Raw genomic sequence first — 25,944 nt, 5'->3', positions numbered from 1 at the left:
ATCAAATGACGATGTTACGCCCCGCTATACTTCTGTTTATTCTGCTGTCTCTCATTACTGGCGGGCTTTACCCGCTGGTGACCACCGCGCTGGGCCAGTGGTGGTTTAAAGATCGGGCCAACGGCTCGCTGATTATGCAAAACGGTGAAAACCGCGGTTCGCGCCTGATTGGACAGAACTTTACGGATGCCCGTTACTTCCAGGGACGCCCTTCCGCCACTGCCGAAAGCCCGTATAATCCGATGGCATCTGGCGGCAGTAACCTGGCGGGCAGCAACCCTGAGCTGGACAAAGCCGTCGCCGAACGTGTGGCAGCCCTGCGCGCCGCCAATCCGCAGGCCAGCCGAGTCGTTCCTGTGGAGCTGGTGACCGCCTCGGCCAGCGGGCTGGACTACAGCCTGACGCCGGCAGCAGCGGCATGGCAGATCCCGCGCGTTGCCGCCGCCCGTCAGCTGACCGTCGAACAGGTTAGCCAGCTGGTTGCAGAGCACACGCAAAAGCCGCTGGTCAGCTTCATCGGCATGCCCGTGGTGAATATTGTTGAGCTGAATCTGGCGCTGGACGCGCTAAGGAAAAACTAAATGACCGACGAGCCCATGCGCCCGGATCCGGACAGGCTGCTTGAACAAACGGCTGAAGCCCATCGCGGCAAACTGAAAATTTTCTTTGGCGCCTGCGCAGGCGTCGGGAAAACCTTCGCCATGCTGACAGAAGCCCAGCGGCTTCGGGCGCAGGGGCTCGATATACTGATCGGCGTGGTAGAAACCCACGGACGTAAAGAGACGGCATCACTGCTGAAGGGGCTGGCCACCCAGCCGCCCCGACGCATCAGCCATCGTGGTCGGTTAGTCACCGAATTCGATCTCGATGCCGCCCTCGCCCGACGCCCCGCCCTGATCCTGATGGACGAACTGGCGCATAGCAATGCGCCAGGCTCACGCCATCCAAAACGCTGGCAGGACGTTGAAGAGTTACTTGAAGCCGGCATCGATGTTTTCACGACGGTCAATGTTCAGCATCTCGAAAGTCTGAACGACGTAGTCAGCGGCGTGACCGGTATCCAGGTACGTGAGACGGTGCCCGATCCCTTCTTCGATTCCGCCGACGAGGTGGTGCTGGTCGACCTCCCCCCCGATGATTTGCGCCAGCGCCTGCATGAAGGCAAAGTCTATATCGCCGGCCAGGCCGAGCGTGCCATCGAACATTTCTTCCGTAAAGGTAACCTGATTGCTCTGCGCGAACTGGCCCTGCGCCGAACCGCCGACCGGGTGGACGATCAGATGCGCGCCTGGCGTGACCTGCAGGGCCAGGAACGCGTCTGGCACACGCGGGATGCCATCCTGCTCTGCGTGGGTCACAGCAGCGGCAATGAAAAGCTTGTCCGCACCGCCGCTCGTCTGGCTGCCAAATTTGGCAGCGTCTGGCATGCGGTGTATGTCGAAACGCCCCATCTCCACGCGCTGCCTGAAAACCAGCGGCGCGCTATTCTGAGTTCGCTGCGCCTGGCGCAGGAGCTGGGCGCGGAAACCGCCACCCTTTCCGATCCTCAGGAAGATAAAGCTATTCTGCGCTACGCGCGCGAGCATAACCTGGGGAAAATCGTGATTGGCCGTCGCCAGCATCGCCGCTGGTTTAGCCGCGAATCCTTTGCCGACAAACTGGCCCGCCGCGCACCGGATCTGGACCTGGTGATCGTGGCGCTGGATGATAAACCCACCCCCTTACCGACTCGCGCGCCGGACAGCCGCACCTTCAGCGATAAATGGCGCATTCAGCTCCGCGGCTGTCTTGTCGCCGTCGTGCTCTGCGCCCTGATTACCGTGATTGCCAGCCAGTGGCTGATTGCGTTTGATGCCGCCAACCTGGTGATGATTTACCTCCTTGGCGTGGTGGTGGTGGCGCTCTTTTACGGGCGCTGGCCGTCAGTACTGGCGACGGTTGTCAACGTCATCAGCTTCGATCTGTTCTTTATTGCCCCCCGCGGGACGCTCGCCGTTTCGGACGTACAGTACATTCTCACCTTCGCCGTGATGCTTACCGTCGGGCTGGTGATCGGGAATCTGACCGCGGGTGTGCGCTATCAGGCACGTATCGCCCGCTACCGCGAACAGCGCACGCGCCATCTCTATGAGATGTCGAAATCGCTGGCGGTTGGCCGTACCCCGCTGGATATTGTGCAGACCAGCGAGCAGTTCATCCGCTCGACGTTTCATGCCAGCAACCTGATTTTACTCCCGGACGAACACGGCAAGCTGCGCCCGCTGACGTCGGCCTCAGGCATGACGCCCTGGGACGAAGCCATCGCGCGCTGGAGCTTTGACAAGGGCTTACCGGCTGGCGCAGGGACCGACACCCTGCCCGGCGTACCTTATCAAATTCTGCCGCTGCGCAGTGCCGATAAAAATCAGGGACTGGTCATCGTTGAGCCCTCCAATCTGCGCCAGCTGATGATCCCCGAACAGCAGCGGCTGCTCGAGACTTTCACCCTGCTGGTTGCCAGCGCGCTGGAGCGGCTGGCGCTCACCACCAGCGAAGAGCAGGCCCGGCTGGCAAGCGAGCGTGAAAGCATACGTAACTCGCTGCTGGCAGCGCTGTCTCACGACCTTCGGACCCCTCTCACCGTCCTGTTTGGTCAGTCTGAAATCCTGACGCTGGACCTGGCGGCAGAAGGCTCTAAGCACGCCCTTCAGGCCAGCGAGATCCGCCAGCACGTGCTGAATACCACGCGTCTGGTGAATAACCTGCTTGATATGGCGCGTATTCAGTCAGGCGGCTTTAACCTCAAAAAAGAGTGGCTCACGCTTGAAGAGGTGGTGGGCAGCGCCCTGAAAATGCTCGAACCCGGTCTGGGTGGGCGACATATCGCGCTGAACATGCCCGAGCCCCTGACCCTGATTCATGTTGATGGCCCGCTGTTTGAACGGGTGCTGATTAACCTGCTGGAAAATGCCGGTAAATATGCGGGCGCCAGCGCGCGGATTGGCGTGGATGCAACGGTGGAAGATGGAGCGCTTCATCTTAACGTCTGGGATACCGGTCCGGGCATTCCTTCCGGGCAGGAGCTGGCTATCTTTGAAAAATTCGCGCGCGGCAATAAGGAGTCGGCCATTCCGGGCGTCGGGCTGGGGCTGGCGATTTGCCAGGCGATCATTGACGTCCACGGCGGGTCCATTTCTGCGGAGAATCGTCCGGAAGGCGGCGCGCGTTTTTGTGTTACACTTCCTCTGGAAACCCCGCCAGAACTTAATGAATTACCAGAGGATTTGTGATCAACGTTCTGATTGTCGAAGATGAGATCGCCATTAGCCGGTTTCTGCGCGCAGCGCTGGAAGGAGATGGTCTGCGCGTTCATGACGCGGGTACGCTTCAACGGGGTTTAATTGAAGCCGCCACCCGCAAGCCGGACCTGGTGATCCTCGATCTTGGGCTGCCGGATGGCGACGGCATCGATTTTATTCGTGAGGTCCGTCAGTGGAGCCAGATGCCGATTCTGGTGCTCTCCGCCCGCACTGAAGAGACGGATAAAATCGCCGCGCTGGATGCCGGGGCGGATGACTACCTGATTAAACCTTTTGGTATCGGCGAGTTGCAGGCTCGCCTTCGCGTGGCGCTGCGTCGCCACAGCGCAACCACGCCAGCCGACCCAACCTACACGTTTAGTGATATCCAGGTTGACCTTGCCGCGCGGCGCATTGTGCGCGGTGAAGAGGAGATCCATCTCACGCCCATTGAGTTTCGGCTGCTCGCCGTGCTGCTCAACAACCACGGTAAGGTACTCACCCAACGCCAGCTGTTAAATCAGGTGTGGGGGCCTAACGCTGTGGAGCATAGTCACTATTTGCGCATATATATGGGACATCTTCGTCAGAAACTCGAAGTTGATCCCGCTCGCCCTCGCCATTTATTAACTGAAACCGGTATCGGTTATCGGTTCATGCTTTGAATAACTATTCATTTTATTTTTAAATAAAAACAAAATCACTCAGATAATATTTCACAAATAACCCAGACGTTATTTCTTCGGGTTATTTTTGCTCATTTAAAACATTAACAAAACAACCCGTTAACCAACCACCAACAAATCAGAATTTTGATCTGCGATATTCATCAAAAACGAATATTTATTTCTGATTTGATCGGTTAACGGTGATCTGCTTCACGGTTAATCACCTTTTCCTGGATAAAATGACCATGCTTTCAATTACTGAAAGGAAAATGAAACATGGAAAACAACAATCGTTTAATGCCCCATATAAGGCGGACAACACATATCATGATGTTTGCCCACCGAAACTGCTTCGACTTTCATCTCTTTAATGCCCGGTAGTCCCTCGACTTCTGGCGCACTCGCTTACAGGTCATCCTGAAACACCTTATTTTACAGGCTATTGCCTGTGAACTCGTGCGCTCATTCATCTTGATTCAGACACATCCGCACCGGGCGGACTGAATTTCAATCATCAAAAAAGCAATTTACTGATTTTAATCAGCGGCCACCCTTTGCTTTTTTTCCGGAAAATTATCGATTTCTTTCTTGCAAGAAATCGAGGGACGCATATTACCTAAAATAAAGAGAGAAAGATGAAAAGTTTAAAAATCGCAGCCAGCCGTGCATGTCCGGATTGCTTTACCACCCAGCGTGAACTGGTGGATGTCCGGGCCTCGGATTATATTGATATTGCCGCCATTGTTCTGGCGGTCAGCGATATTACCGGCGGCATCCTGGAAGAAATAGAAGCCACCGGCTTTGGTATTCCTGTTTTTGTTGCGACGCACAAAGAAGAGATCATTCCGGCAGACTATTTATCACGCATTCACGGCGTATTTGAGTATTCAGACACCAGCAACGACTTTTATGGACGTCAGCTGGAAGCGGCAGCCCAGAAGTATGAAACCCAGCTGCGTCCGCCGTTTTTCCGCGCCCTGGTCGACTATGTGAAGCAGGGCAACAGCGCGTTCGACTGCCCGGGGCATCAGGGTGGGCAGTTCTTCCGCCGTCATCCTGCCGGTAACCAGTTTGTCGATTTCTTTGGTGAGACGCTTTTCCGCTCCGACCTGTGTAACGCCGACGTGGCGATGGGCGATCTGCTGATCCACGAAGGCGCGCCGTGCATTGCGCAGCAACACGCGGCAAAAGTCTTTAACGCCGATAAGACCTACTTCGTGCTGAACGGCACCTCGTCATCCAACAAAGTGGTGCTTAACGCCCTGCTCACGCCGGGCGACCTGGTCCTGTTCGATCGTAACAACCACAAATCTAACCATCACGGTGCTCTTCTCCAGGCAGGGGCTACGCCGGTCTATCTGGAAACCGCGCGCAACCCGTATGGCTTTATTGGCGGCATTGACGCGCACTGCTTTGAAGAACGTTATCTGCGCGAGCTGGTGACAGAGGTCGCACCTGGCCGTGCACGCGATGCGCGCCCGTTCCGTCTGGCGGTGATCCAGCTGGGGACCTACGATGGCACCATCTATAACGCCCGTCAGGTGGTAGATAAGATTGGACCCTTGTGCGACTACATCCTGTTTGACTCGGCCTGGGTAGGTTACGAGCAGTTTATTCCGATGATGGCCGACTGCTCTCCGCTGCTGCTGGAGCTGAACGAAAACGATCCGGGGATCCTGGTCACCCAGTCCGTGCATAAACAGCAGGCGGGCTTCTCGCAGACCTCGCAAATCCACAAGAAAGACAGCCACATCAAAGGCCAACAGCGCTATGTCCCACACAAGCGGCTGAATAATGCCTTTATGATGCACGCCTCCACCAGCCCGTTCTATCCGCTGTTTGCCGCGCTGGATATCAACGCCCGGATGCATGAAGGTCAGAGTGGACGCAACATGTGGATGGACTGCGTGGTGAACGGTATCGAAGCGCGCAAGCTTATCCTGCAGAGCTGCCAGTATTTGCGCCCCTTCGTGCCGGATACGGTGGATGGCCGTCCGTGGGAAAGCTGGGAGACGGCAGAAATAGCGACCGACCTGCGCTTCTTCCACTTCGTCCCGGGTGAAAACTGGCACGCTTTTGAGGGTTATGCTGAGCATCAATACTTTATCGACCCTTGCAAACTGCTGCTGACCACACCGGGCATTAACGCCCGCACCGGCGAGTATGAGGATTTCGGCGTCCCCGCCACCATCCTTGCCAACTTCCTGCGTGAAAATGGCATTGTGCCGGAGAAATGCGATCTCAACTCGATCCTGTTCCTGCTCACGCCTGCCGAAGATATGGGCAAACTGCAGCAGCTGGTGGCGCAGCTGGTACGCTTTGAAAAACTGCTCGAGAGCGATGTTCCGCTGAAAGACGTCCTGCCTTCTCTCTACAAACAACATCCGGAGCGTTACGCGGATTACACCCTGCGCCAGATCTGCCAGGAAATGCATGACCTGTACGCCCGCCACAACGTGAAACAGTTACAGAAAGAGATGTTCCGCAAGTCTCACTTCCCACGCGTGATGATGAACCCGCAGGACGCGAACTACGCCTATCTGCGCGGTGAGGTTGAACTCGTGTCCCTGCGCGACGCGGAAGGCCGTATCGCCGCCGAAGGCGCCCTTCCTTATCCGCCAGGGGTGTTGTGTGTTGTCCCGGGGGAAGTCTGGGGCGGTTCCGTACTGCGCTACTTTGCCGCGCTGGAAGAAGGCATCAACCTGTTACCGGGCTTTGCGCCGGAGCTGCAGGGTGTGTACGTCGAAGAGTGTGAGGGTCGCAAACAGGTTCGCTGCAATGTCATCAAACAACCCGCCGCTCAGCCCGCGCTGCTGAAAGGAGAGAAATTATGAGTAAGTCCAATAAGATGGGCGTGGTGCAGCTGACCATCCTCACCATGGTGAATATGATGGGTTCCGGGATCATTATGCTGCCCACCAAGCTTGCAGAAGTAGGAACCATTTCGATTATCTCCTGGATGGTGACCGCTGTAGGTTCAATGGCGCTGGCATGGGCATTTGCCAAGTGCGGGATGTTCAGCCGTAAGTCAGGCGGGATGGGTGGCTATGCCGAATATGCCTTTGGCAAATCCGGCAACTTTATGGCCAACTATACTTACGGCGTGTCGCTGCTGATCGCTAACGTAGCGATTGCCATCTCCGCCGTGGGTTACGGTACAGAGCTGTTTGGCGCAACGCTCAGCCCGGTACAAATTGGACTGGCAACCATCGGCGTGCTGTGGCTCTGCACCGTGGCCAACTTTGGCGGCGCACGCATCACCGGACAGCTCAGCAGCATCACCGTCTGGGGCGTGATTATCCCGGTTGTCGGCCTGTGCATCATCGGCTGGTTCTGGTTCAGCCCGACCCTGTACGCGAACTCCTGGAACCCGCACCATGTGCCGTTCTTTACCGCTGTCGGGTCATCCATCGCCATGACGCTGTGGGCCTTCCTCGGTCTGGAATCGGCCTGCGCGAATGCGGAAGTGGTAGAGAACCCGGAAAAGAACGTCCCGATTGCCGTTCTTGGCGGAACGCTGGGGGCGGCGGTGATCTATATCGTCTCGACTAACGTTATTGCCGGTATCGTACCGAACATGGATCTGGCTAACTCCACGGCACCGTTCGGGCTGGCCTTCGCCCAGATGTTCACCCCGGAAGTCGGGAAAGTAATCATGGGGCTGATGGTCATGTCCTGCTGCGGTTCGCTCCTCGGCTGGCAGTTCACCATCGCGCAGGTGTTTAAATCTTCGGCTGACGAAGGTTACTTCCCGAAAATCTTCTCCCGCGTGACCAAAGCCGATGCGCCAGTACAGGGCATGCTGGCGATTGTCATCTTCCAGAGTGGATTGTCGCTGATGACCATTAGCCCGTCGCTGAACAGCCAGTTCAATGTGCTGGTCAACCTGGCGGTAGTGACGAATATCATTCCGTATATTCTGTCGATGGCAGCGCTGGTGATTATTCAGAAGGTGGCCAAGGTGGATCCAGGCAAAGCGCGTGCGGCGAATATCGTGGCGCTGATAGGGGCGATTTACAGCTTCTACGCGCTTTACTCATCCGGCCAGGAAGCGATGCTGTATGGCGCGATGGTGACCTTTATGGGCTGGACGCTGTACGGTCTGGTGTCACCGAGATTTGAATTGAAGAATAAGCATAGTTAAAAAAAAGCCCGGTGGCGCTAGCGCTTACCGGGCCTACGATCGCTGTTGTAGGCCGGGCAAACGCAGTGCCGCCCGGCACACAAACCGCATTTACGCGTTTTTCAGCACTTCGCTGACAATCTCTACCGCTTCTTTCTCAATCTGCTGACGATGCTCAGCGCCTAAGAAACTTTCGCAATAGATTTTATACGCATCTTCCGTACCGGATGGACGCGCGGCGAACCAGCCGTTGTCGGTCATCACTTTCAGACCACCAATGGATGCGCCGTTGCCCGGTGCCGCCGTCAGACGCGCGGTGATCGGGTCGCCCGCCAGGGTGCTTGCGCTGACCATCTCTGGAGAGAGTTTGGACAGTGCCGCTTTCTGGGCTGATGTTGCGCTAGCCTGAATTCGGTTATAGCTTGGCGCACCGAAGCGTGCGGCCAGCTCGTTGTAATGTTCCTGCGGGTTCTTACCGGTGACCGCGGTGATTTCCGCCGCCAGCAGGCACATGATGATGCCGTCTTTGTCAGTTGACCACGGCGTGCCGTCGAAGCGCAGGAAGGACGCGCCCGCGCTCTCTTCACCGCCGAAGCCGAAGCTGCCGTCGTGCAGACCGTCAACGAACCATTTGAAGCCCACCGGCACTTCCACCAGCTTGCGGCCCAGCGCCTCGACCACGCGGTCGATCATCGCTGAAGAGACCAGCGTCTTACCGACAGCAACCTCTTTGCCCCACTGCGGACGATGCTGGAACAGGTAGTTAATCGCGACCGCCAGATAGTGGTTCGGGTTCATCAGCCCGGCAGGGGTGACGATTCCATGACGGTCATAATCCGGGTCGTTAGCAAACGCCAGGTCGAATTTGTCGCGCAGCGCCAGCAGGCCCGCCATGGCACACTCTGAGGAGCAGTCCATACGGATCGCGCCGTCTTTATCAAGGTGCATAAAGCGGAAGGTCTGATCGACGTGATCGTTCACGATGGTCAGGTCCAGCTTGTAATGCTCAGCGATACGCTTCCAGTATTCAATACCGGAGCCGCCCAGCGGATCCACACCCAGCTTCAGGCCGGCTTTCTGGATCGCCGCCATATCGACGATATCCGCCAGCCCTTCCACGAACGGCTGAACCAGATCCTGCTCTTTGACGTGGCCAGACGCCATGGCAGCATCCAGAGAGATGCGCTTCACGCCTTTCAGACCGTCTGCCAGCAAGGCGTTAGCACGATCTTCCACCACTTTGGTGACGTTAGTGTCTGCCGGGCCACCGTTAGGTGGGTTGTATTTGATGCCACCGTCTTCCGGCGGGTTATGGGATGGCGTGATAACGATCCCGTCTGCCAGCGCGCCACCTTTTTTATTGTGCACCAGGATTGCGTTAGACACCGCAGGGGTTGGGGTGAAACCGTTGTTCTCCTGAACAATCACATCAACGCCGTTTGCGGCCAGCACTTCCACAACAGAAATGAACGCCGGTTCAGACAGCGCATGGGTGTCTTTCCCCACGTAGCACGGACCGGTAACGCCATTTTTAGCGCGCTCTTCCGCAATGGCCTGAGCAATAGCCAGAATGTGCGGTTCGTTAAAGCTGTGGCGCGCCGCGCTCCCACGGTGACCAGATGTACCAAACTTCACTGCGTGTTCTGCGTTGCCCACGACCGGTTTCAGCACGTAATACTGCGCGGTCAGCTGAGCGACGTTAATCAAATCGCTTTGTTGTGCAGGTTGGCCTGCACGGCTGTGATTTGCCATTACCGGGTCCTTCTGATGCAAGGGTTAAATTGTACCGCAAACCTTTTCAATCAATTCCGCCGGGAACTGCATGGACTGCATGATATGTTCAATCATGCTGCACTTGCGGCCCGTATTGGTATTGGTGATCACCCAGTACGGGGTGCCAGGAACATGTTTGGGTTTGGTTTGATTGCCATTTTGCAGCAGCGTCTGCTCGTCACCCGCGAAATAGACGCGAGTACGACCGTGCAGCGACTCGGTCGCTTCTGCAAACGCTTTGTTATCCAGTGAATAAAGTGTAGACAGCACCAGCATAAAGCGGTTAACCGCCTTTTTCTGCTCCGCATATTCATCGGACAGCAGCAGCTCGCGCATCGCGCGCACTTTATCTTTTGCCGGCGTCACGGCAGGTTTTGCCTGTGCAACAACGCTCGGCTGAGACACGACATCTTTGGTGACTGGGGTAGCAGGCTGTGAAGCGGCGGAAATTTTAAGCATGCGCCGTAAAATGTCGGACGCGCTCTCCCCGATATGCCGCGTCTGGCTGGCAATATACTGATAGAGTTCGTCATCAACTTCGATTGTTTTCATCTTAATCCAGTGCGATATCTTATCTGAATACAAGTCATTGGGATTATAAGGTCAAATCCCAACAGCGGATAGCGTCAAACCAGGTTGGCGGCAAAAGTCAGATTAAACTGGAACCTTGCAGCCGGGCGGCAGAATGGTCAACATGATACCCTAACCTGACATACGTAAAAAAAGAACTTTGCCATGAAATTGAATACCCGAGCGCAAACTGCACAATCGCCGAACAATAATTCTCCCATCGTACTGGTTCACGGGCTTTTTGGCAGCCTGGATAACCTGGGCGTGCTGGCGCGCGATCTGGTTACCGACCACGATATTTTACAGGTCGATATGCGCAATCACGGTCTTTCCGGACGTTCAGACGAGATGACCTATGCCGTGATGGCACAGGATCTGCTGGATACGCTGGACGCCAACGGCCTGCAAAAAGTGACGCTCATCGGGCATTCAATGGGCGGCAAAGCGGTGATGGCCCTGACGGCGCTGGCGCCGGAGCGCATTAACGGCCTGGTGGTGATTGATGTCGCGCCCGTGGACTACGACGTTCGCCGTCACGACGAGATTTTTGCCGCCATCAATGCGGTCACTGAAGCGGGTGTCGCAACACGCCAACAGGCGGCTGCGGTCATGCGTGACCATCTTGAAGAAGAAGGCGTCGTGCAGTTCCTGCTGAAATCCTTTGTTGACGGGCAATGGCGTTTCAACGTGCCGGTGCTCTGGGAGCAATACAACAACATTGTGGGCTGGGAAACGGTACCTGCCTGGCCACACCCTACCCTCTTCATTCGTGGCGGTAACTCTCCTTACGTTACCGACGCGTACCGCGACACCTTGCTGGCACAATTCCCTCAGGCGCGTGCCCATGTCATTGCCGGGGCCGGGCACTGGGTTCACGCAGAAAAACCTGACGCCGTGTTGCGCGCCATTCGCCGCTATCTCGCTGATACTGCAAATTGATTAAAAAGAGAGCGACTGGAAGGCTGCGGGCTTCCAGTCGTTGGCGTGCCGTTTTTGCTGATGTATGATGGCGCGCTTATCGCCCGGGCATTAGCAGGGCGGCGTGTTTCCCCCGAAGTCTCAGAATCATGGCCAAAGAACAAACGGACCGTACGACACTAGATCTGTTCGCGAATGAGCGTCGACCGGGACGACCCAAGACGAATCCGCTTTCGCGCGATGAACAGCTGCGTATCAATAAACGCAATCAGCTTAAACGCGATAAAAATCGTGGGCTTAAGCGTGTCGAACTGAAGCTGAATGCTGACGCCGTCGATGCGCTTAACGAGCTGGCTGACGCGAGAAACATCAGCCGTAGCGAGCTCATTGAAGAGATGTTGATCGCCCAGCTTGAGACGTTACGCAGCCAGGCATAAGTCTGAAAATCCCCTTTATCGCCCTTTTCATGTAGCACAGAGTGCAGTCCTGCGCGATAGCTGTTTCCGCAGGGTTGCCAGTTCTGCTATTATTGCCCTTATCCGTGGCCGAATTGCGCCACCATACTATTAAGTTTCAAGAGGTTATTTTACTCATGGCAATCATCGGCATTTTCTTTGGCAGTGATACCGGCAATACCGAAAATATCGCAAAAAACATTCAAAAACAGCTCGGTAAAGACGTTGCTGATGTGCATGACATCGCCAAGAGCAGCAAAGAAGATCTCGAAGGCTATGACATTCTTCTGCTGGGTATTCCAACCTGGTACTACGGTGAAGCCCAGTGCGACTGGGATGATTTCTTCCCGACGCTGGAAGAAGTCGACTTCAACGGTAAGCTGGTCGCCCTGTTTGGCTGTGGCGATCAGGAAGACTACGCCGAGTACTTCTGTGACGCACTGGGAACTATCCGCGACATCATTGAGCCGAATGGCGCAGTGATCGTAGGCCACTGGCCGACCGCCGGTTACCACTTCGAAGCGTCTAAAGGCCTGGCTGATGACGATCATTTCGTGGGTCTGGCCATTGACGAAGACCGTCAGCCAGAGCTGACGGCAGAGCGCGTTGAGAAATGGGTGAAGCAGATCCGTGAAGAACTGCACCTGGACGATATTCTTAACGCCTGATTTTTATCGCGGCGCAACGGCGGTTGCGCCCGTGCTCCAGGTCAAACCGATTAAATTAATCGCTACAATCTTTTAACTTTTTCGCCCAGACCTGTACAATGTCTCCCTGATAAACGTGGTTTTCCATTGAGCAAGTTTGTTGGTGATACCACGTTTTTATAAGCATATTTTGCCTGAGACTTGCAGTTTTCATTTAGCCATGGCAGTTCTATAATGAGACGCAATATCCCAGGTGCATTTTCTGTCACTTCCTACAGAAGTGAATCGTTTAGCAACAGGACAGATTCCGCATGACTGACAACAATACCGCATTAAAGAAGGCTGGCCTGAAAGTTACGCTTCCTCGGTTAAAAATCCTTGAAGTGCTTCAGGGTCCAGACAATCACCATGTCAGTGCGGAAGACCTTTATAAACGTCTTATCGACATGGGTGAAGAGATTGGGCTGGCTACCGTCTATCGCGTGCTGAACCAGTTTGATGACGCGGGCATTGTTACCCGTCATAATTTCGAAGGCGGTAAATCTGTTTTCGAACTGACCCAGCAGCAGCACCACGATCACCTGATCTGCCTCGATTGCGGCAAGGTCATTGAATTTAGCGATGATTCGATTGAATCACGCCAGCGTGAAATCGCGGCGCGTCATGGCATCCGCCTGACCAACCACAGCCTGTACCTTTACGGTCACTGTGCTGAAGGTGACTGCCGCGAAGATGATCACGCGCACGACGCGAAATAAGTGAGTGTTTATACTCTGAGCCAGCCGCGAGGTTGGCTTTTTTTTTGCTGTTAAAAAGCCCGGTGGCGCAGCGCCACCGGGCATGATAACAGCGAGTTAATGACTGTTATTGCTGCGAATCTCTTTCCAGATCTGGTCGCAACGCTTCGCCACTTCCTGATCGTTACCGGTTTTACGCGCCTGGATACAGGCCTGGTAATCCATCACGCGAACATTTTCCTGCGTCGCGAACTGCTCATGCGCTTTCTCTTTTTTCAGCACATTCAACACGCTCTGACAGGCTTCAATCTTCTCCGGCGAGCCTTCAGCGGTATTGATACACGCGCTATAGGCCTCCTTCAGACGGGTGTCCTCTTTCGGCGCCTGTGTCTGAGCACACGCCACCAGCCCTGATGCCAGCAACGCGACGATTACGATTTTTTTCATCATATGCAGTCTCCATACCGGCGGGACTCAGCCCGCCGGTGCGTTCATCAGAAGATGGTGAATGGGGCGATAACCATGAATTTCACGTCACGTTCATCCTGGAAGATGTTGCCGTAACCGCCCGCATAGCTCGGGATATCGGAGTGGTTGTCATACTGGGTGAAGTGCAGTTTGAACATCGTGCCTTTCGCGCGACCATCCTGCAGGGTATAGATAGCATCCAGGCTGTAGGAGGACTCTTTCAGGCGATAGTTTGGATCGTAGTAGGCATCCGGGGTTGCCATATCAGCAGGTTTTGCATCCCAGGCGTAAGCGTAAGAAGCACCAACGGCCCAGCCAGGCAGATTCCAGTTTTTGAGGTCATACATAGCGCCAAAGAAGACCGCTTTCTCGCCGTCGGCGTTGAAGTCCGAGCGGTTATCCCACCAGATATCAAGACGACCGTTTGAAGAGGCATAGGTCGGGGTCATACGCTGCAGGAAGTACCCCTGCTGCCCTTCCGCCTTCACCCATGTACCTTCCAGGCGCAAATCAACCTGTCCGACCTTGTAGCCGAAGGTCAGCGCCTGCAACCACGCGGTACCGTCATAAATGTCATTCACGCCGCCATTACTGACCTTGTCACGCGTACCGTAGAACTGGTAGCTGGTGCTTAACGGCCCCCCAACGATATCGAATTTGTAGCTCGCTTTCGCAAAATACTGATCGATATACCCTTCAGCCTGACCAAATGCGGCTTCGAGCACCAGATCGTTTTTGAAGTCGTATTTCGCACCCAGCGAGTGCAGGTAATCTACTTTGGTTTTCTTATCGTTCTGGTAGAACTTGTCCATTTCGATGTGCCACGGTGCTTTGTATTCGTTGGTCCACATATAAGAGAAGCTCAACGCACCCGCATCACCGTAGTCAAAGTTAGCCCCGGCTTCTGCACCCTGATAGGTGCCCGGCATAAAGCTCCAGTGCGGTGCTAACAGCGTCTGGCCGGTTGGCTGAATATAACCACCGCGCGCCCATACCGGGCCGTATTTAAATTTCGCAGCAGCCTTGTAAAGACTGATTCCGCTCTTATCCCCGGACCAGTCTTCTTTATACGCTTTGTTGCTGGAGGAGAAGGCAATTTCGTTCGGGTGGGCACTGTCGCCGTTTTCCGCCATTTCAATCGCGGTGAATGCAGCAATATCCAGACCGAACATATCCGCGGCATAGCCTGACTGGAAGTCCAGGTTGGCGTTCCAGGTGGAGTGAGAAAGGTTGGTTTTGTATTTATCTTCGGTAACGTCTTTACGATCACGCTCACGCTGCCAGTAATAAATACCGCCCGTGAGGGTAGAATCATCGATGAAACCCGCAGCTTTCGCTTCAGGTGTGATAACCAGGCTCGACATTGCTGTCACACCGGCAATAGCCAGCGCCAGCGCACTACGTTTGCCACTGAACGTACGCATAGATTATTCCTCTTTGACGAATTAAAACGCCTGAAACGGCGAAAATAAAAAAGACCAAACGGTCAGGGGTAGTTATAAATACCCTCGAATTAACTACCGCCTTTAGGTTATTTTTCGCGACGCGAATTATCAATGCTTTTCAGCGGACAAAAGTCAGGATTATGACGAAGTGCACATAATTGGTAGTGATTTGTAACATTTGCCGGAGAGCGAGGTTTGGCGGGGTAAGCCATTAAATTTTAGAGGGTAAGATCGTTAATTGCTGTTACTTTTTACAAATGGCGAATTGATGATAAAAAACAAACTTTTTTTCAGAAAAATAAGTAGCACCACATTGACCTGATATTTTCCTCGATATTATTACTCCCCTGCTTTAACGATATGATCATTAAATAAAAAAACGCCGCAATAAGCGGCGCTTGTCTCTCATTGACCAATGCAGCGTTATTATTCGCCGATTTTGGTCCAGGTATCACGCAGACCCACGGTACGGTTAAATACCGGTTTTTCTGCCGTGCTGTAACGGCTGTCCAGGCAGAAGTAACCTTCACGCTCGAACTGGAACGCCTTACCCGCTTCAGCGGCTTTCAGGGAAGGCTCCGCATAACCCTGCTTGATCACCAGAGATTCCGGGTTGATGGTCGCCAGGAAGTCTTCAGCAGCCCCCGGGTTAGGCACGCTGAACAGACGATCGTACAGACGAATTTCTACCGGCAGCGCGTGGGATGCGCTCACCCAATGAATAACGCCTTTCACCTTGCGACCGTCCGCCGGATCTTTACTCAGCGTTTCTGCGTCATAAGAACAGAAGATGGTGGTGATGTTACCTTCCGCATCTTTCTCTACGCGCTCGGCTTTGATGACGTAGGCATTACGCAGACGCACCTCTTTACCCAACACCAGACGCTTGTACTGCTTGTTGGCTTCTTCGCGGAAGTCAGCACGATCGATCCAGATTTCACCGCTGAACGGCACGTCGCGGGTTCCCATCTCCGGTTTGCTCGGATGGTTAGGCATGGAGACCAGCTCGCTTTCACCCTGCGGATAGTTCTCGATAACCAGTTTCACCGGGTCGATGACCGCCATCGCGCGCGGGGCGTTTTCGTTCAGGTCTTCGCGAATGCAGGATTCCAGAGAAGCTATTTCAATGGTGTTGTCCTGCTTGGTGACGCCGATACGTTTGCAGAACTCGCGGATAGACGCGGAGGTATAACCGCGACGGCGCAGACCAGAGATGGTCGGCATACGTGGGTCATCCCAGCCCTCAACGTGCTTGTCGGTGACCAGCAGGTTCAGTTTACGCTTGGACATCACGGTGTATTCCAGATTCAGACGAGAGAACTCGTACTGGCGCGGATGCACAGGAATGGTGATGTTATCCAGCACCCAGTCGTACAGACGACGGTTGTCCTGGAACTCCAGCGTACACAGCGAGTGAGTGATGCCTTCCAGCGCATCGCTGATGCAGTGGGTAAAATCGTACATCGGGTAGATGCACCACTTGTTACCGGTCTGGTGGTGTTCAGCAAATTTTATACGGTACAGCACCGGATCGCGCATCACGATGAACGGAGACGCCATATCGATTTTGGCACGCAGGCAGGCTTTGCCTTCTTCAAAGCCACCCGCACGCATTTTTTCAAACAGCGCCAGGTTCTCTTCCACGCTGCGATCGCGGAACGGGCTGTTTTTGCCTGGCGCAGTCAGCGTACCGCGATATTCACGGATTTCGTCAGCAGACAGCTCGTCGACATACGCCAGACCTTTGTTGATAAGCTCTACCGCATAGGCGTACAGCTGATCGAAATAGTCAGAGGAGTAGCAGATATCACCAGACCAGTTGAAGCCCAGCCATTGCACGTCGTTCTTAATGGACTCAACGTATTCGATGTCTTCTTTTACTGGATTGGTGTCATCGAAACGCAGGTTGCACTGTCCCTGATAGTCCTGGGCAATGCCAAAGTTCAGGCAGATAGATTTTGCATGCCCGATATGCAGGTAGCCGTTCGGCTCCGGCGGGAAGCGGGTATGAATTGTGGTGTGCTTACCACTGGCCAGATCTTCATCGATGATCTGACGAATAAAGTTACTCGGGCGGGCTTCTGCCTCACTCATCGTGGATTCCTCAAAGCGTAAACAACGTATAACGGCATATGATCTTATAAGCCGGACGTAGTGACAACCCTTAAAACGGCTCTGAAGAAAATAATGGGGGCGTTTGCTGCAAAAAAAAGCGGCGGAGGATATCCCCCGCCGCTTAAGGCATGACTCTACTCAGGAGCGATTACTTGCCTTTAATCTCATACAGCGGCGTTTGACCCGCAACAACCTGACCTTTCGCCTGAATGACCAGGCCACTGAAGTCATCGATGTTGCTGCAAACAACCGGGCTTATCATGGAGCGCGCGTTGGCGTTCAGGAAGTCCAGATCCATTTCCAGAATCGGCTGACCGGCCACCACTTCAGCGCCCTCTTCCACCAGACGAGTAAAGCCCTGACCATTCAGCGCAACGGTATCGATACCCATGTGGACAACGATCTCCGCGCCATTTTCGGTTTCGAGGCAGAACGCATGGTTGGTGTTGAAGATTTTCACGATGGTACCTGCAGCAGGAGACACAACGGTTTTATCCGTTGGTTTCACCGCCACACCGTCGCCTACAGCTTTGCTGGCGAACGCTTCATCAGGCACTTGCTCAATCGCAACGACCTCACCGGTAACGGGTGAAACCAGCGCGGCAACTGTTTTTGCGTTAGGTACTGCCTGCGGTTTCGCAGCTGCAGGGGCGGCAGCGGGAGCAGCGCTTGCTTCAGCGGCTGCGACCGGGCCGGTCGTTTTCATTGCGTTGGCAATTTTCTCAGCAACGAAGCCGACGATAATCTGCACGCTGGTTTTGTTCAGGCGGATAACACCGGACGCACCCAGGCGTTTTGCCAGCGCCTCGTTCACCAGAGAAGAATCTTTTACGTTCAGACGCAGACGGGTGATACAGGCATCAATGCCGGTCAGGTTGTCAGAACCACCGACAGCGGCAATGTACTGACGCGCCAGACCTGATACGTCCTGATCCTGAGCACCGCTCACGTTCACATCCTGACCATCTGCTTCGCTACCGGCCACGGCCAGTTCACGACCCGGGGTCATCAGGTTGAATTTGGTGATAGTGAAACGGAACACCATGTAGTAGATCGCGAAGAACACCAGACCTTGTGGGATCAGCATCCACCAGTGGGTTGCCAGCGGGTTACGGGAAGAAAGCACCATATCCACCAGACCCGCACTGAAGCCAAAGCCCGCAATCCAGTGCATGCTTGCCGCGATAAATACGGAGATACCGGTCAGCACAGCGTGGATCACATACAGCACAGGTGCCACGAACATGAAGGAGAATTCCAGCGGCTCGGTGATACCGGTGAAGAAGGCCGCAAACGCGCCCGCCATCATAATACCCAGCACTTTCGCTTTGTTCTCTGGACGCGCGCAGTGGTAGATAGCCAGCGCAGCACCCGGAAGACCAAACATCATGATTGGGAAGAAGCCTGCCTGGTAACGACCGGTAATACCGACAACCGCTTTACCTGCTTCGATGGACTGTGCGCCACCCAGGAAGTTAGGAATATCGTTAATACCCGCAACGTCGAACCAGAACACGGAGTTCAGCGCGTGGTGCAGACCAACCGGGATCAGCAGACGGTTGAAGAACGCGTACACGCCCGCACCGACGGAGCCCAGCTTCTGAATATGCTCACCGAAGTTAACCAGACCGTCGAAGATCATCGGCCAGACGTACATCATGATGAACGCAACAACGATCATCACGAAGGACGTCAGGATAGGCACCAGACGACGGCCGCTGAAGAACGACAGCGCTTTTGGCAGCTCAACGCTGCTGAAGCGGTTGTACAGTTCCGCAGAGATAATACCGACGAGGATACCGACAAACTGGTTGCTGATTTTACTGAATGCCGCCGGAACCTGGTCCGCCGGGATTTTTTGGATCATGGCCACCGCTGCAGGTGAGCAGAGAGTGGTTAACACGAGGAAACCGACAAAACCGGTCAGCGCAGCGGCACCGTCTTTGTCTTTGGACATACCGTAAGCCACACCAATCGCAAACAACACGGACATGTTGTCGATAATGGCGGAGCCGGACTTGATAAAGAACGCCGCCAGCGCGCTGGTGTTACCCCAGCCGTTGGGGTCGATCCAGTAGCCGACACCCATCAGGATGGCTGCGGCAGGCAGCGTGGCGACCGGCACCATAAGTGCGCGACCAACCTTTTGTAAATAACCTAGAATACTCACTTTCTTCCCCCTATGAGACCCCGTTTAAGGCATGTTCTCAGCTCTGTTTTTTATTGTGTCACGAACTATATATACAGTTGATGATTCACTGGCATTGTGAGTGTGTGAAAAATTAATTCGTATCGCAAATTAAAAGCGTACTTTTTGTGATTTTTGTCACCAAATATCGTTTATTACCCTCCCTTTCACTGGCTAACAACGAAAACTTATTTTATCATTCGAAAAATCAAGACGGATTGATCCGGCCTGAAAGGTTCCAGGTTACGCTTAAGTTTCAGGTTCCGATAGCCATCCGCCCACTCTTCTACTTTAACTCTTGAGGTGAACAATGAGACTGATTCCCCTGGCAACTGCTGAACAAGTCGGTAAATGGGCCGCTCGCCATATCGTTAACCGCATTAACGCGTTTAAACCGACCGCCGATCGTCCTTTTGTACTTGGCCTTCCAACGGGTGGCACACCGCTGACCGCGTATAAAGCACTGGTGGAGATGCACAAAGCAGGCCAGGTTAGCTTCAAACATGTTGTGACCTTCAATATGGACGAATACGTCGGCTTACCGAAAGACCATCCGGAAAGCTACCATAGCTTTATGCACCGCAATTTCTTTGATCACGTTGATATTCCATCTGAAAATATTAACCTGCTGAATGGAAACGCGCCGGATATTGACGCAGAATGCCGTCAGTATGAAGAAAAAATCCGTTCCTACGGTAAAATCCACCTGTTCATGGGTGGCGTAGGCAATGACGGTCATATCGCGTTTAACGAACCGGCGTCATCTTTGGCTTCCCGTACGCGTATTAAAACGCTGACCCATGACACGCGCGTGGCAAACTCCCGTTTCTTTGACGGTGACGTTAACCAGGTTCCAAAATACGCCCTGACCGTAGGCGTGGGCACCCTGCTGGATGCCGAAGAAGTGATGATTCTGGTCCTGGGCGGCGTGAAAGCGCAGGCGCTGCAGGCTGCCGTTGAAGGCAACGTGAACCATATGTGGACCATCAGCTGCCTGCAGCTGCATCCTAAGTCGGTCATCGTCTGTGACGAGCCGTCCACGATGGAGTTGAAAGTAAAAACGCTGAAATACTTCAATGAGTTAGAAGCTGAGAACATCAAAGGTCTGTAATTGAATAACCGCCTCTTCATCAAGAGGCGGCCGCTTTTTTTAACCGGGGGTCGTTATGTACGCTTTAACCCACGGTCGGATTTATACCGGCCATGATATTCTGGATGACCATGCGATTGTTATCGCCAATGGCCTGATTGAACGTGTTTGCCCGCTGGCAGAGCTGCCGCCGGAGATTGAACAGCGCTCACTCAATGGAGCAGTAATCTCCCCCGGTTTCATCGACGTACAGCTGAACGGCTGCGGCGGTGTGCAATTTAATGACTCCGCCGATGCGGTAACGGTCGAAACGCTGGAGATCATGCAGAAAGCCAACGAGAAATCAGGCTGCACCAGCTATCTGCCAACGCTCATTACCAGCAGTGATGATCTCATGAAACAGGGTATCCGCGTGATGCGTGAATACCTGGCCAAATACCCGAATCAGGCGCTGGGCCTGCACCTTGAAGGGCCATGGCTGAATATGGTCAAGAAAGGGACACATAACCCTAATTACGTGCGTAAACCGGATGCGGAACTGGTTGACTACATGTGCGCGAACGCCGATGTCATCACCAAAGTGACGCTGGCGCCTGAAATGACGGGCACGGAGGTCATCAGCAAACTGGCTGCCGCCGGGATTATCGTTTCAGCAGGTCACTCAAACGCAACGCTGAAAGAGGCAAAAGCCGGTTTCCGTGCGGGCATTACCTTCGCAACGCACCTTTACAACGCCATGCCGTACATCACGGGGCGTGAACCGGGTCTGGTCGGTGCGATTCTGGATGAGCCAGACGTTTACTGCGGTATTATTGCGGACGGTTTACACGTCGATTACACCAACATTCGTAATGCCAAGCGGCTGAAAGGTGACAAGCTCTGTCTGGTGACGGATGCTACCGCCCCGGCAGGTGCAAATATTGAGCAGTTCATTTTTGCCGGTAAAACAATATACTACCGCAATGGACTGTGTGTGGATGAAAACGGTACGCTGAGTGGTTCCTCTTTGACCATGATCGAAGGGGTGCGGAACCTGGTTGAACATTGTGGGATTGCGCTTGATGAAGTCCTGCGGATGGCCACCCTTTATCCGGCTCGCGCAATGGGCGTGGATAAACAGCTCGGCGGAATTGCACCAGGTATGGTTGCAAACCTGACGGCATTCACACACGATTATAAAATTATTAAGACCATCGTTAATGGTAACGAGGTCGTCACTGAGTAAGTAAAAGTATGACACCTGGCGGACAAGCTCAAATTGGTAATGTCGATCTCGTTAAACAACTTAACAGTGCGGCGGTATATCGCCTGATTGACCAACACGGTCCAATCTCACGTATTCAGATAGCCGAACAAAGCCAGCTTGCTCCCGCCAGCGTGACAAAAATTACCCGCCAGCTCATTGAGCGCGGTCTGATCAAAGAAGTCGATCAGCAGGCCTCCACCGGGGGTCGCCGCGCGATCTCCATTATCACCGAAACCCGCAATTTTCAGGCCATTGGCGTCCGGCTGGGTCGTCATGACACCACGCTCACGCTCTACGATTTGAGCAGCAAAGCCATTGCGGAAGAACACTATCCCCTTCCGGAGCGCACCCAGGAGACGCTGGAGCATGCGCTGCTGAATACCATCGCGCAGTTTATTGAAAGCTGTCAGCGCAAAATCCGTGAACTCATCGCCATCTCCGTGATTCTACCCGGCCTGGTCGACCCGGAAAGCGGCGTGATCCGCTATATGCCGCACATTCAGGTTGAAAACTGGGGGCTGGTCGACGCGCTGGAAAAACGTTTCAAAGTGACCTGCTTTGTGGGCCATGACATTCGCTCTCTGGCGCTGGCAGAGCACTATTTTGGTGCGAGCCAGGACTGCGAAGACTCTATTCTGGTGCGCGTTCACCGCGGTACGGGCGCCGGCATTATCTCTAACGGCCGAATTTTTATTGGCCGCAACGGCAACGTCGGTGAGATCGGCCACATTCAGGTTGAACCTCTTGGGGAACGCTGCCACTGCGGAAACTTCGGTTGCCTTGAAACCATTGCCGCCAACACGGCCATTGAGCAGCGCGTTCGCCATCTCCTTGAACAGGGTTATCAAAGCCGCGTCACGCTGGATGATTGCAAGATAGGCACCATCTGCAAAGCCGCCAATAAAGGCGACGCGCTGGCCTGTGAAGTGATCGAGCAGGTGGGACGCCATCTGGGGAAAACCATCGCCATTGCCATTAACCTGTTTAACCCACAAAAAGTGGTGATCGCAGGCGAAATTGTGGAGGCGGAAAAGGTACTGCTCCCCGCCATTGAAGGTTGTATTAACACCCAGGCGCTGAAAGCATTCCGTCAGAACCTCCCGGTGGTTCGTTCAAAACTTGACCATCGCTCGGCGATTGGCGCGTTCGCGCTGGTCAAACGCGCCATGCTCAACGGAATTCTGCTGCAGCATTTGCTGGAAAGTTGATCGAACCTTATAGTAACGCCTTCTTTTTTTGATGTCGGACTGTCCATGACCATTAAGAATGTAATTTGTGATATCGACGGCGTGCTGATGCACGACAACGTTGCCGTGCCGGGTGCTGCGGAGTTTCTTCACCGCATCATCGACAAAGGAATGCCTCTGGTTCTTCTCACGAACTACCCTTCTCAGACCGGTCAGGATCTGGCAAACCGTTTTGCGACGGCGGGCGTCGACGTCCCGGACAGCGTGTTTTATACCTCGGCGATGGCCACGGCGGATTTTCTGAAACGTCAGGAAGGAAAAAAAGCCTACGTGGTCGGTGAAGGTGCGCTGATCCACGAGCTGTATAAAGCGGGTTTTACCATTACCGATGTCAACCCGGACTTTGTGATTGTGGGTGAAACGCGCTCCTATAACTGGGAGATGATGCATAAGGCATCCTTCTTTGTGGCTAACGGCGCGCGCTTTATTGCCACCAATCCGGATACTCATGGCCGTGGTTTTTATCCCGCCTGTGGTGCTCTGTGCGCCGGTATTGAGAAGATCTCCGGGCGCAAGCCATTCTATGTCGGCAAGCCAAGCCCGTGGATCATCCGTGCCGCACTCAACAAGATGCAGGCCCACTCTGAAGAAACCGTTATTGTCGGCGACAATCTGCGCACTGATATTCTGGCCGGTTTCCAGGCGGGTCTGGAAACGATTCTGGTGCTCTCCGGCGTCTCTCAGCTTGATGACATTGACTCAATGCCGTTCCGGCCAAGCTGGATCTACCCCTCCGTCGATGAAATTGACATCATCTGATACCGAACCACGCCTCAGGCGTGGTTTTTTTATTTTCACACTTGCAGAATACAATCCTATCTAACAAAAAAGCACTTTCATTGCATAATCATCAATGAATGCGCTTATGACATACGTGTTTTTCACTGATCGGCAACCACCATTGCACTATTTCCGTTTTCACCCGTAAAACGCTTGCGCCCCCTGCCCCTTTGCGGCATTTTCATAAGCAAGCAACATTACAAAGCAACAGGGTTAACGGAGAAGGTTATGTGTTCAATTTTTGGCGTACTGGATATTAAAACTGACGCGGGCGAACTGCGTAAAAAGGCACTCGAACTGTCCCGCCTGATGCGCCATCGCGGCCCGGACTGGTCCGGCGTTTACGCCAGCGACAAAGCGATTCTGGCCCACGAACGTCTGTCTATTGTTGACGTCAACGCAGGCGCACAGCCGCTGTATAACGAGAAAAAAACGCACGCGCTGGCTGTCAACGGTGAGATCTACAACCACCAGGCGCTGCGCGCCGAGTACGGCGACCGCTATGCGTTCCAGACCGGTTCTGACTGTGAAGTCATCCTGGCGCTGTATCAGGAGAAAGGCCCCGAGTTCCTGGACGACCTGCAGGGCATGTTCGCGTTCGCCCTGTACGACAGCGAAAAAGACGCTTACCTGATTGGCCGTGACCATATCGGTATTATCCCGCTGTACATGGGCCACGATGAACACGGCAACTTCTATGTTGCGTCTGAAATGAAAGCCCTGGTGCCGGTTTGTCGTACCATTAAAGAGTTCCCGGCGGGCAGCTACCTGTGGAGCAAAGACGGCGAGATCCGCCAGTATTATCAGCGTGACTGGTTCGACTACGACGCGGTAAAAGACAACGTCACGGACAAAACCGAGCTGCGTCAGGCACTGGAAGATTCCGTGAAAAGCCACCTGATGTCTGACGTGCCATACGGCGTGCTGCTCTCCGGCGGTCTGGACTCCTCCGTGATCTCCGCGATCACTAAGAAATTCGCCGCGCGCCGCGTGGAAGATCAGGAGCGCTCGGAAGCCTGGTGGCCACAGCTGCACTCCTTTGCCGTTGGCCTGGAAGGGGCGCCTGACCTGAAAGCCGCGCAGGAAGTGGCAAACCACCTTGGGACCGTGCACCATGAAATTCACTTCACCGTGCAGGAAGGCCTGGATGCGATCCGCGATGTGATCTATCACATCGAAACCTATGACGTAACGACAATCCGCGCCTCGACGCCGATGTACCTGATGTCGCGTAAGATCAAAGCGATGGGCATCAAGATGGTGCTCTCCGGCGAAGGCTCAGACGAAGTGTTTGGCGGCTACCTGTACTTCCACAAAGCGCCGAACGCCAAAGAATTGCACGAAGAGACGGTGCGTAAACTGCAGGCACTGCATATGTTCGACTGCGCGCGTGCCAACAAAGCGATGTCCGCCTGGGGCGTGGAAGCGCGCGTGCCGTTCCTGGATAAGAAATTCCTCGACGTGGCGATGCGCATCAACCCGCAGGATAAAATGTGCGGCAACGGTAAAATGGAAAAACATATCCTGCGTGAATGTTTTGAATCCTACCTGCCGGCAAGCGTTGCGTGGCGTCAGAAAGAGCAGTTCTCTGATGGCGTAGGGTATAGCTGGATTGACACCCTGAAAGAGGTCGCGGCGAAACAGGTTTCAGACCAACAGCTGGAAACCGCAAGCTTCCGCTTCCCGTATAACACGCCAGGCTCGAAAGAGGCTTATCTGTACCGTGAAATTTTTGAAGAGCTGTTCCCGGTTCCAAGTGCTGCGGAGTGCGTACCAGGTGGCCCATCCGTCGCCTGCTCTTCTGCCAAAGCGATTGAATGGGATGAATCGTTCAAATCCATGAACGACCCATCAGGACGCGCGGTAGGCGTGCACCAGTCAGCCTACAAATAATCACTCAGATCGCGATCAGGTCCCTCAGGGGCCTGATTTTTTTTGCCTCACATTTCACCGCTTAAAACCGATTAATAACCAATAATTGCCGAATATTCGGCCACGCTGTTCGCAACCTAACCAAACAGTCACATTCCGGCTATTTTCGTTGAAAAAGGTATTGACGCTGCAAGGGTCTATACGCATAATGCGCCCCGCAACGCCGATAAGGTAACGCGAAAAAAGATGGCTACGTAGCTCAGTTGGTTAGAGCACATCACTCATAATGATGGGGTCACAGGTTCGAATCCCGTCGTAGCCACC

The 25,944-nt window shown here is 54.1% G+C and carries 21 protein-coding genes and 1 tRNA gene; 16 read left to right on the top strand and 6 right to left on the bottom strand.

Annotated elements, in window-relative coordinates; all coding sequences use genetic code 11:
- Window positions 1-5: 5 nt before the first annotated feature.
- The 6 genes from kdpC to potE all read left to right on the top strand — a co-directional run bounded on the left by kdpC (window position 6) and on the right by potE (window position 8,090).
- Window positions 6-581, top strand: coding sequence for a potassium-transporting ATPase subunit KdpC (gene kdpC, locus E3U32_RS12830; protein ID WP_134349096.1), 576 nt, complete (start codon window positions 6-8; stop codon window positions 579-581).
- On the top strand, window positions 582-3,269 hold the full coding sequence (gene kdpD / locus E3U32_RS12825) for a two-component system sensor histidine kinase KdpD (RefSeq protein ID WP_134349095.1): 2,688 nt from the start codon (window positions 582-584) through the stop codon (window positions 3,267-3,269). It abuts the gene before it with no gap.
- Window positions 3,266-3,943: a two-component system response regulator KdpE gene (gene kdpE, locus E3U32_RS12820; RefSeq protein WP_134349094.1), complete on the top strand. Its 678-nt coding sequence runs from the start codon at window positions 3,266-3,268 to the stop codon at window positions 3,941-3,943. Before kdpD ends, kdpE begins: the two co-directional genes overlap by 4 nt.
- A gap of 279 nt (window positions 3,944-4,222) precedes the next feature.
- On the top strand, window positions 4,223-4,327 hold the full coding sequence (gene speFL / locus E3U32_RS12815; protein WP_003858645.1) for a leader peptide SpeFL: 105 nt from the start codon (window positions 4,223-4,225) through the stop codon (window positions 4,325-4,327).
- A 254-nt stretch (window positions 4,328-4,581) separates the two neighbouring features.
- Entirely contained in the window at window positions 4,582-6,780 is a 2,199-nt protein-coding gene (gene speF, locus E3U32_RS12810; RefSeq protein ID WP_134349093.1) for an ornithine decarboxylase SpeF, read from the top strand.
- The gene (gene potE, locus E3U32_RS12805; protein ID WP_134349092.1) at window positions 6,777-8,090 is read left to right on the top strand and encodes a putrescine-ornithine antiporter; all 1,314 of its coding nucleotides are present in this window, start codon (window positions 6,777-6,779) and stop codon (window positions 8,088-8,090) included. Before speF ends, potE begins: the two co-directional genes overlap by 4 nt.
- A 90-nt stretch (window positions 8,091-8,180) precedes the next feature.
- Here the strand turns inward: potE and pgm are convergent, their stop codons facing one another.
- Both pgm and seqA read right to left on the bottom strand, forming a co-directional pair.
- Window positions 8,181-9,821: a phosphoglucomutase (alpha-D-glucose-1,6-bisphosphate-dependent) gene (gene pgm, locus E3U32_RS12800; protein WP_134349091.1), complete on the bottom strand. Its 1,641-nt coding sequence runs from the start codon at window positions 9,819-9,821 to the stop codon at window positions 8,181-8,183.
- 24 nt (window positions 9,822-9,845) lie between these two features.
- Window positions 9,846-10,394 carry a replication initiation negative regulator SeqA gene (gene seqA / locus E3U32_RS12795; RefSeq protein ID WP_008501070.1) on the bottom strand — a complete coding sequence of 183 codons (549 nt, stop codon included), beginning with the start codon at window positions 10,392-10,394 and terminating at the stop codon, window positions 9,846-9,848.
- A gap of 183 nt (window positions 10,395-10,577) precedes the next feature.
- Between seqA and ybfF the strand changes: the two genes are divergently transcribed.
- The 4 genes from ybfF to fur all read left to right on the top strand — a co-directional run bounded on the left by ybfF (window position 10,578) and on the right by fur (window position 13,190).
- A complete protein-coding gene (ybfF, locus tag E3U32_RS12790) occupies window positions 10,578-11,351 on the top strand; it encodes an esterase (protein WP_134349090.1) in 774 nt (257 codons plus the stop codon).
- A 128-nt stretch (window positions 11,352-11,479) separates the two neighbouring features.
- Window positions 11,480-11,767: a LexA regulated protein gene (gene ybfE, locus E3U32_RS12785; protein ID WP_023334913.1), complete on the top strand. Its 288-nt coding sequence runs from the start codon at window positions 11,480-11,482 to the stop codon at window positions 11,765-11,767.
- A gap of 155 nt (window positions 11,768-11,922) precedes the next feature.
- Window positions 11,923-12,453 carry a flavodoxin FldA gene (gene fldA, locus E3U32_RS12780; protein WP_008501067.1) on the top strand — a complete coding sequence of 177 codons (531 nt, stop codon included), beginning with the start codon at window positions 11,923-11,925 and terminating at the stop codon, window positions 12,451-12,453.
- Window positions 12,454-12,743: 290 nt separating this feature from the next.
- Window positions 12,744-13,190: a ferric iron uptake transcriptional regulator gene (gene fur / locus E3U32_RS12775; protein ID WP_023310771.1), complete on the top strand. Its 447-nt coding sequence runs from the start codon at window positions 12,744-12,746 to the stop codon at window positions 13,188-13,190.
- A 96-nt stretch (window positions 13,191-13,286) separates the two neighbouring features.
- Here the strand turns inward: fur and chiQ are convergent, their stop codons facing one another.
- The 4 genes from chiQ to nagE all read right to left on the bottom strand — a co-directional run bounded on the left by chiQ (window position 13,287) and on the right by nagE (window position 19,367).
- Complete coding sequence (gene chiQ / locus E3U32_RS12770; RefSeq protein ID WP_134349110.1) at window positions 13,287-13,616, bottom strand: ChiQ/YbfN family lipoprotein; 330 nt, start codon at window positions 13,614-13,616, stop codon at window positions 13,287-13,289.
- Window positions 13,617-13,663: 47 nt separating this feature from the next.
- On the bottom strand, window positions 13,664-15,061 hold the full coding sequence (gene chiP, locus E3U32_RS12765) for a chitoporin ChiP (RefSeq protein ID WP_134349089.1): 1,398 nt from the start codon (window positions 15,059-15,061) through the stop codon (window positions 13,664-13,666).
- Between the two features lie 447 nt (window positions 15,062-15,508).
- The gene (gene glnS, locus E3U32_RS12760; RefSeq protein WP_134349088.1) at window positions 15,509-17,176 is read right to left on the bottom strand and encodes a glutamine--tRNA ligase; all 1,668 of its coding nucleotides are present in this window, start codon (window positions 17,174-17,176) and stop codon (window positions 15,509-15,511) included.
- A gap of 169 nt (window positions 17,177-17,345) precedes the next feature.
- Complete coding sequence (nagE, locus tag E3U32_RS12755) at window positions 17,346-19,367, bottom strand: N-acetylglucosamine-specific PTS transporter subunit IIBC (protein ID WP_134349087.1); 2,022 nt, start codon at window positions 19,365-19,367, stop codon at window positions 17,346-17,348.
- A 328-nt stretch (window positions 19,368-19,695) separates the two neighbouring features.
- Between nagE and nagB the strand changes: the two genes are divergently transcribed.
- The 6 genes from nagB to E3U32_RS12725 all read left to right on the top strand — a co-directional run bounded on the left by nagB (window position 19,696) and on the right by E3U32_RS12725 (window position 25,942).
- A complete protein-coding gene (gene nagB / locus E3U32_RS12750) occupies window positions 19,696-20,496 on the top strand; it encodes a glucosamine-6-phosphate deaminase (RefSeq protein WP_023310765.1) in 801 nt (266 codons plus the stop codon).
- A gap of 55 nt (window positions 20,497-20,551) precedes the next feature.
- On the top strand, window positions 20,552-21,700 hold the full coding sequence (nagA, locus tag E3U32_RS12745) for an N-acetylglucosamine-6-phosphate deacetylase (RefSeq protein ID WP_134349086.1): 1,149 nt from the start codon (window positions 20,552-20,554) through the stop codon (window positions 21,698-21,700).
- Window positions 21,701-21,708: 8 nt separating this feature from the next.
- Window positions 21,709-22,929, top strand: a complete 1,221-nt coding sequence (gene nagC, locus E3U32_RS12740) for a DNA-binding transcriptional regulator NagC (protein WP_021242995.1) — start codon at window positions 21,709-21,711, stop codon at window positions 22,927-22,929.
- Between the two features lie 45 nt (window positions 22,930-22,974).
- A complete protein-coding gene (gene nagD / locus E3U32_RS12735) occupies window positions 22,975-23,727 on the top strand; it encodes a ribonucleotide monophosphatase NagD (protein WP_008501057.1) in 753 nt (250 codons plus the stop codon).
- Between the two features lie 249 nt (window positions 23,728-23,976).
- Complete coding sequence (gene asnB, locus E3U32_RS12730) at window positions 23,977-25,641, top strand: asparagine synthase B (protein WP_089598893.1); 1,665 nt, start codon at window positions 23,977-23,979, stop codon at window positions 25,639-25,641.
- 227 nt (window positions 25,642-25,868) lie between these two features.
- Window positions 25,869-25,942 (top strand) — tRNA-Met (locus E3U32_RS12725).
- Window positions 25,943-25,944: the final 2 nt, after the last annotated feature.

The organism is Lelliottia nimipressuralis (assembly GCF_004402045.1).
Taxonomy (GTDB): domain Bacteria; phylum Pseudomonadota; class Gammaproteobacteria; order Enterobacterales; family Enterobacteriaceae; genus Enterobacter; species Enterobacter chinensis.
This window is presented reverse-complemented; position numbering and strand designations above follow the sequence as displayed.

Excerpts from the sequence above, each read along its gene's own strand:
- kdpC (WP_134349096.1), top strand. The coding sequence starts at position 6 with ATGACGATGTTACGCCCCGCTATACTTCTGTTTATTCTGCTGTCTCTC.
- kdpD (WP_134349095.1), top strand. The coding sequence starts at position 582 with ATGACCGACGAGCCCATGCGCCCGGATCCGGACAGGCTGCTTGAACAA.
- speFL (WP_003858645.1), top strand. The coding sequence starts at position 4,223 with ATGGAAAACAACAATCGTTTAATGCCCCATATAAGGCGGACAACACAT.
- speF (WP_134349093.1), top strand. The coding sequence starts at position 4,582 with ATGAAAAGTTTAAAAATCGCAGCCAGCCGTGCATGTCCGGATTGCTTT.
- potE (WP_134349092.1), top strand. The coding sequence starts at position 6,777 with ATGAGTAAGTCCAATAAGATGGGCGTGGTGCAGCTGACCATCCTCACC.
- pgm (WP_134349091.1), bottom strand. The coding sequence starts at position 9,821 with ATGGCAAATCACAGCCGTGCAGGCCAACCTGCACAACAAAGCGATTTG.
- seqA (WP_008501070.1), bottom strand. The coding sequence starts at position 10,394 with ATGAAAACAATCGAAGTTGATGACGAACTCTATCAGTATATTGCCAGC.
- ybfF (WP_134349090.1), top strand. The coding sequence starts at position 10,578 with ATGAAATTGAATACCCGAGCGCAAACTGCACAATCGCCGAACAATAAT.
- ybfE (WP_023334913.1), top strand. The coding sequence starts at position 11,480 with ATGGCCAAAGAACAAACGGACCGTACGACACTAGATCTGTTCGCGAAT.
- fldA (WP_008501067.1), top strand. The coding sequence starts at position 11,923 with ATGGCAATCATCGGCATTTTCTTTGGCAGTGATACCGGCAATACCGAA.
- fur (WP_023310771.1), top strand. The coding sequence starts at position 12,744 with ATGACTGACAACAATACCGCATTAAAGAAGGCTGGCCTGAAAGTTACG.
- chiQ (WP_134349110.1), bottom strand. The coding sequence starts at position 13,616 with ATGAAAAAAATCGTAATCGTCGCGTTGCTGGCATCAGGGCTGGTGGCG.
- chiP (WP_134349089.1), bottom strand. The coding sequence starts at position 15,061 with ATGCGTACGTTCAGTGGCAAACGTAGTGCGCTGGCGCTGGCTATTGCC.
- glnS (WP_134349088.1), bottom strand. The coding sequence starts at position 17,176 with ATGAGTGAGGCAGAAGCCCGCCCGAGTAACTTTATTCGTCAGATCATC.
- nagB (WP_023310765.1), top strand. The coding sequence starts at position 19,696 with ATGAGACTGATTCCCCTGGCAACTGCTGAACAAGTCGGTAAATGGGCC.
- nagA (WP_134349086.1), top strand. The coding sequence starts at position 20,552 with ATGTACGCTTTAACCCACGGTCGGATTTATACCGGCCATGATATTCTG.
- nagC (WP_021242995.1), top strand. The coding sequence starts at position 21,709 with ATGACACCTGGCGGACAAGCTCAAATTGGTAATGTCGATCTCGTTAAA.
- nagD (WP_008501057.1), top strand. The coding sequence starts at position 22,975 with ATGACCATTAAGAATGTAATTTGTGATATCGACGGCGTGCTGATGCAC.
- asnB (WP_089598893.1), top strand. The coding sequence starts at position 23,977 with ATGTGTTCAATTTTTGGCGTACTGGATATTAAAACTGACGCGGGCGAA.